1 protein-coding gene is annotated in these 239 nt (G+C 73.6%); it reads left to right on the forward strand.

The window, feature by feature from the left end:
* Positions 1-13: 13 nt before the first annotated feature.
* Positions 14-239 (forward strand): hypothetical protein (locus tag ACSNOK_RS36065; protein ID WP_436784870.1); only part of this gene is annotated, 226 nt, incomplete at its 3' end.

Here is a 239-nt window from a genome sequence, read left to right on the forward strand (position 1 = left end):
CTTCGGAGTGGACGTGGCGCAGGTGGCGCCCGCGGACCCGGCCCACGCCCGGATGTGCGAGCAACTGGCCGAGATGTACCGCGGCAGCACCTCCGTCGGCCTCCCGTACACCGCCTTCCCCGCCGCCCGCGTGGACGAGGCGTTCCAGCTCCTGCAGCACTCGCGGCACATCGGCAAGGTCGTCGTCACCTTCGACCCGCTGGACCAGCCGCCGCGGGTCCACCCCCGGACCCGTACGC

Source organism: Streptomyces sp. URMC 126 (genome assembly GCF_051386555.1).
In the GTDB taxonomy this organism is placed as follows: Bacteria; Actinomycetota; Actinomycetes; order Streptomycetales; family Streptomycetaceae; genus Streptomyces.